5 protein-coding genes are annotated in these 4,200 nt (G+C 48.1%); 2 read left to right on the top strand and 3 right to left on the bottom strand.

Annotation, left to right across the window (positions count from 1 at the left end):
- Both FRY98_RS28720 and FRY98_RS28325 read left to right on the top strand, forming a co-directional pair.
- Positions 1-338: hypothetical protein (locus FRY98_RS28720; protein WP_211373385.1), on the top strand; the 338-nt coding region annotated here is incomplete at its 5' end.
- A 262-nt stretch (positions 339-600) separates the two neighbouring features.
- Complete coding sequence (locus FRY98_RS28325; protein WP_148458068.1) at positions 601-1,119, top strand: DUF3231 family protein; 519 nt, start codon at positions 601-603, stop codon at positions 1,117-1,119.
- A gap of 49 nt (positions 1,120-1,168) precedes the next feature.
- On the opposite strand, the gene FRY98_RS28320 is transcribed toward FRY98_RS28325, so the two are convergent.
- From FRY98_RS28320 to FRY98_RS28310, 3 genes are all read right to left on the bottom strand, one after another.
- Positions 1,169-2,998, bottom strand: coding sequence for a hypothetical protein (locus FRY98_RS28320; protein WP_148458067.1), 1,830 nt, complete (start codon positions 2,996-2,998; stop codon positions 1,169-1,171).
- 107 nt (positions 2,999-3,105) lie between these two features.
- Positions 3,106-3,660, bottom strand: coding sequence for a GNAT family N-acetyltransferase (locus tag FRY98_RS28315; RefSeq protein ID WP_148458066.1), 555 nt, complete (start codon positions 3,658-3,660; stop codon positions 3,106-3,108).
- Between the two features lie 85 nt (positions 3,661-3,745).
- The gene (locus FRY98_RS28310; RefSeq protein ID WP_249043551.1) at positions 3,746-4,069 is read right to left on the bottom strand and encodes a VOC family protein; all 324 of its coding nucleotides are present in this window, start codon (positions 4,067-4,069) and stop codon (positions 3,746-3,748) included.
- Positions 4,070-4,200 lie beyond the last annotated feature (131 nt).

Here is a 4,200-nt window from a genome sequence, read left to right as displayed (position 1 = left end):
TACCCGAAGGTAATGAGGTGTTCCATCCGAGTGATGCTTTATTCGAAAGAGCCTTAGCTCAATCAGTTACTGACGAGAAAATTAATTCTCATATAATGGATTTTCAAACGACACAAGGTCGATTTAAATTCCATCATTTTAATACTCACTCGTTGTTCAGTTTTCAAAGATCAACTTCGTTCATTTCATTATCGCCTCATCAGCGGCAACTTTTATATCTTACCACATCAGCAAACCTGATTGCAAGAACTAATTCTTACCAGTTTGCTTACCGCGCCACCGTCGAAGCGGCCGGAGTAATAATATATCACGATAAGCGCTCCAATAACAAGGTGTAATTCCTTCCAGTTCGCTTATCACCCGGTCGATTCCCTGACCGGATTTACAATATAACATGCAGGCTGGAGAAGTGCCAAATGTAATTTCATCCAAAAATTTGTTTCTCCCAAAAGTTTGTTTCTCCATTAGGTTCGATGAGTCCTTACTCCAATCAACCGCACCTAGCCTTCCCCCGCCAAGAAAACCTCAAGCATTAAAATCGTCCCTTAGGTAAATAATGAACCCGTAGGGTAATTCATTAAGAACAAGGGAGATATTCTAATGGGTATTTTGAGCGGGAATCCCAAAGACCAACCGATGCATTACGGCGAGGTTATCGGCATTTGGGAGACCTCGATGATGGCCAAGGGAACCATTTCATGCTACCAGGCGTACTTAAACCATGCCGGTGACAAGGACCTGAAGGAAGTGCTTAAAGACCTTCTGGACCAAGCCAAACTGGAATCCAAAGAATGCGACGCCCTGCTGACCGAGCACGGGGTTTTGCCGGCTCCCGGATTTCCGGAAAGACCTGCGGTATCCTGGGAGGACATTCCACCGGGAGCCCGGTTTTCCGACCCGGAGATCGGCGCGAAAATCGCGGCGGATTCCGCCTTGGGGCTTGCCGCATGCAGCAAAATGATGGGGATGTCCTTCCGTGAGGATATCGGCGCATTATTTGCGAAATATCATACGACAAAAGCGGCGTTCGGCCTGCGCATTCTTCGATTGAACAAAGACAAAGGGTGGCTTATTCCTCCCCCGCTGCATTTCAAAAGATCCGACGAGGATCAAGGCTAACAAGAGAATCCCGCCACAGGCGGGATTCTCTTCATCATTATTTTAAACTTTACCATTCAAAACCCAAACTATCCTCAATATGCTCGATAAACACGGAAGCATCAGGATCCTTGGAAGCGAGCTTTACAAACTGATCCATATTCTTTGCTAAGGCCTTCTCGATGTCCTTTAGCTCCTCCACATCTTCCGGCGACAACTCTAAGGCATCCGGGTTTTCGGCTCCCATCTTCTTATTTTCAATCACCGATTTCAATTCGCTGTGAAAGCCGTCCCAGTCCTCCTGGAGCGATTCCAGCGCCTTTACATCGACGGTAGAAGACTTCGCGTTTCCGTCGGCATACTGGTTTAAGGCAAATTGAAGGTCGAGCTCCGAACCGGCGTTAATGATTTGCCAAATCGTCCCTCCGCCCGATGCAATATAATTGTAAGTAGCTAAATCATTTGTCATCTCTCTGACGAGCTTTTCATACTGTTTCACCCGCCCTGCCAGCTTCGCATCGGACGCCAATTCGGCGCTTCTCGCTTCTCCCAACCGTTCCGCTATAGCATAAACAATGTAGCTCTCCGAAAATGTGTTGCTTTCATTAATAAATAAGACGACCGAGTCCGACGAGGCCGCATAGTCCCAATCCAAGTATCGTTGAAGTTGAGGGGTGCATATGTAACCGGATAAAGTATCCAGCGCCGCTTGAGCGTCCTCTTTTTTGAGGTCCGATTGGATCCGCTGAAGAATCTCCGCTCCTTTTTTCTCCAGGTTGGCGATCGTCAAGTTCTTGACCGAGTCGCTCAGCACGTCATTATACCAAGGCAGCGTACTATAAACCTTTTCTTGGGCAAAATATACAGACGCCCGGGACAAAGCCTTCTGCCCGCTCTTCTTGTTCGGTTCCGTATATTCATTAATGATCACAATATCTTTCAACCCATCCCCGTTCATGTCTTTGAAACCGATCGCTAGAATGTCTTGGAACCGTAAATTTTGCGGATGGGAATCAGGCAGTGTATACAGAACCCGATCCTGGTCATCGGCCAAAAGGAACAGCGGCTTTTTTTCGTCCCCTTTCAAATAATAGCCGGAAACCAAGCGAACCTTCCCCCAGGACGCCGTATCCATATCGAATGACTGTTCCTGATCCTGGTTGAACCCGCGCTCATTCCAATCGCTTAAGTTGGCCAGTTGGGGGATTTCTTCCGTGCCGGAAGTTTTATCTCCCACCGCAACGCCGTCCCCTAGATCTTCATCGATTTCACCTATACTTGTACTGGGCAAAGTCTTGAGCTCCTTCGTAAACGGCTCCACCTCCAGATGAAACGTTGTTCCGGTATCTTCCTCGCTCCCGGGGATCGCCAATTCAAGAAAACCGTCCCCTACAAAACCTGAGAAAACCTCATCCATTTTCCCTTCATAGACATAGCCTTTTTCCTTCAAAACGGGAAGGATCATGTCCTCCAAGGCCTGGTTAGCTTCTTGCCCGCTCATATCCTTCAAATTAGGAACTGAATTCGCATCGAGAAACAGATTATAAAGCGGCATTCCGCTAACCCCATCCACTACCGTGCCGGTTTTAACATTGACCTTATAAATGGCGGCCTCCATCCCTTCCGGAGCATCGCCATAATAGGTCAGCATCTCGGCGGAGAGATGTTCGGACGTATCTTTTCCTCGATATTTGAGCCCTTTATCAAAATAACGTTGCATGAGTTCGGTGATCTTCCCCGTCTCCGCGTCAGCATTATTTTCTTCAGTGACCGCTTTTGGTTCCGGCGAACCGCCGCCCTCCGCTCCTTCGGATTTGCCTGAACAACCGGATAGAACCAGACCTCCGGCAAGCAGCAGAATCAGGCTCCAAATTCCAAAACACTTGTGCGACTTCTTCATGCTTGATCTCCTCTCTGGGTACGACATTCCATATTTAACCACCCGCCGAGGAAACATGTCAATAAGGAAAACGCCCGGTTTCCCGGGCGCGTGATCCGATATAAATCTCAGGTCCTATTTGAGTCGTACTGTTGTTTGAGCAGGGCAAAAATGACGGCGTCAGCGAACTGATTTTTCTCATAAAAACATTGTTTCAGATAGCCTTCTTCATGAAAACCCGTCTTTTCCAACAGGTACCTGGAACGAATATTGTCAGGGTCGATATAAGCTTCGATCCGATTCAGCCTGAGATCTTCAAAACCGAAACGCATAATTTCCTGCAGCACCTCGGTCATTACGCCCTTTCCCCAATAAGTGGGGTTTAACTCGTACCCGATTTCGGCTTTATAATGTTCCTTCGCCCAGTTATGGAAGCCGATCGTTCCGATGACTTTGTTGTTCGGCTTCTCGGTAATAGCCCAGCGAAACCCTTTCTTCTCGCTGAACCGACGGTTCCAGGATTGAATTAAATCCTCGGCCTGCCGTAGTTCCACAAAGCTGTCCAGGTCATAATATTTGGTGACTTCATCATTGGAAAAATAATGAAACAAATCGCGGGCGTCCTCGGAAGTCAGCTTGCGCAAAATAAATCTTTCCGTTTCCAATTGCGGGAACAGCTGCATGGCATTCGGTCCTTTCCTACGGAATTCGTATTCCTTATTATAGGGGAAAGGAAGCGCCGGAGAAAGTGGGAAGCGCTTTTTTATTCTATTCTTCTCTATCGGAAATCTCGATTCGGATACCGATCCCGAACGGATCTCTCAATACGATGTCCCCCGAATGGCGTTCGAACGGAATCCGACCGGCAATCAGCCGCTGCTCAAGCTCGTTAAGCTCATCCAAGTTAGGAACGGATACGGTAAAATAGCGGACGCCCACGGCATCCTCCGGCGCGGCCGGCGCTCCGGCCCCTGCCCAAAGGTTCAAGCCGATGTGGTGATGGTAGCCCCCGGCGGAAATAAACAAGGCGGAATTGCCGTAGTGCGCCGTAACCTCAAAGCCGAGCGTTTCACAATAAAATCGCCGGGCCAATTGTAAATCGCCGACATGAAAATGAACATGCCCGATCTTAGTGCCCCTTCAGACAACCTTGATCTTATTTTGCTCTCGTAAAATAATGGCCTTACGTTTGTTCTTGTTTCGCCAGCGTAAATACGCCTGAA

Origin of the sequence: Paenibacillus faecis (assembly GCF_008084145.1) — a bacterium.
Classification (GTDB): Bacteria; Bacillota; Bacilli; order Paenibacillales; family Paenibacillaceae; genus Fontibacillus; species Fontibacillus faecis.
This window is presented reverse-complemented; position numbering and strand designations above follow the sequence as displayed.

Excerpts from the sequence above, each read along its gene's own strand:
- FRY98_RS28325 (WP_148458068.1), top strand. The coding sequence starts at position 601 with ATGGGTATTTTGAGCGGGAATCCCAAAGACCAACCGATGCATTACGGC.
- FRY98_RS28315 (WP_148458066.1), bottom strand. The coding sequence starts at position 3,660 with ATGCAGCTGTTCCCGCAATTGGAAACGGAAAGATTTATTTTGCGCAAG.
- FRY98_RS28320 (WP_148458067.1), bottom strand. The coding sequence starts at position 2,998 with ATGAAGAAGTCGCACAAGTGTTTTGGAATTTGGAGCCTGATTCTGCTG.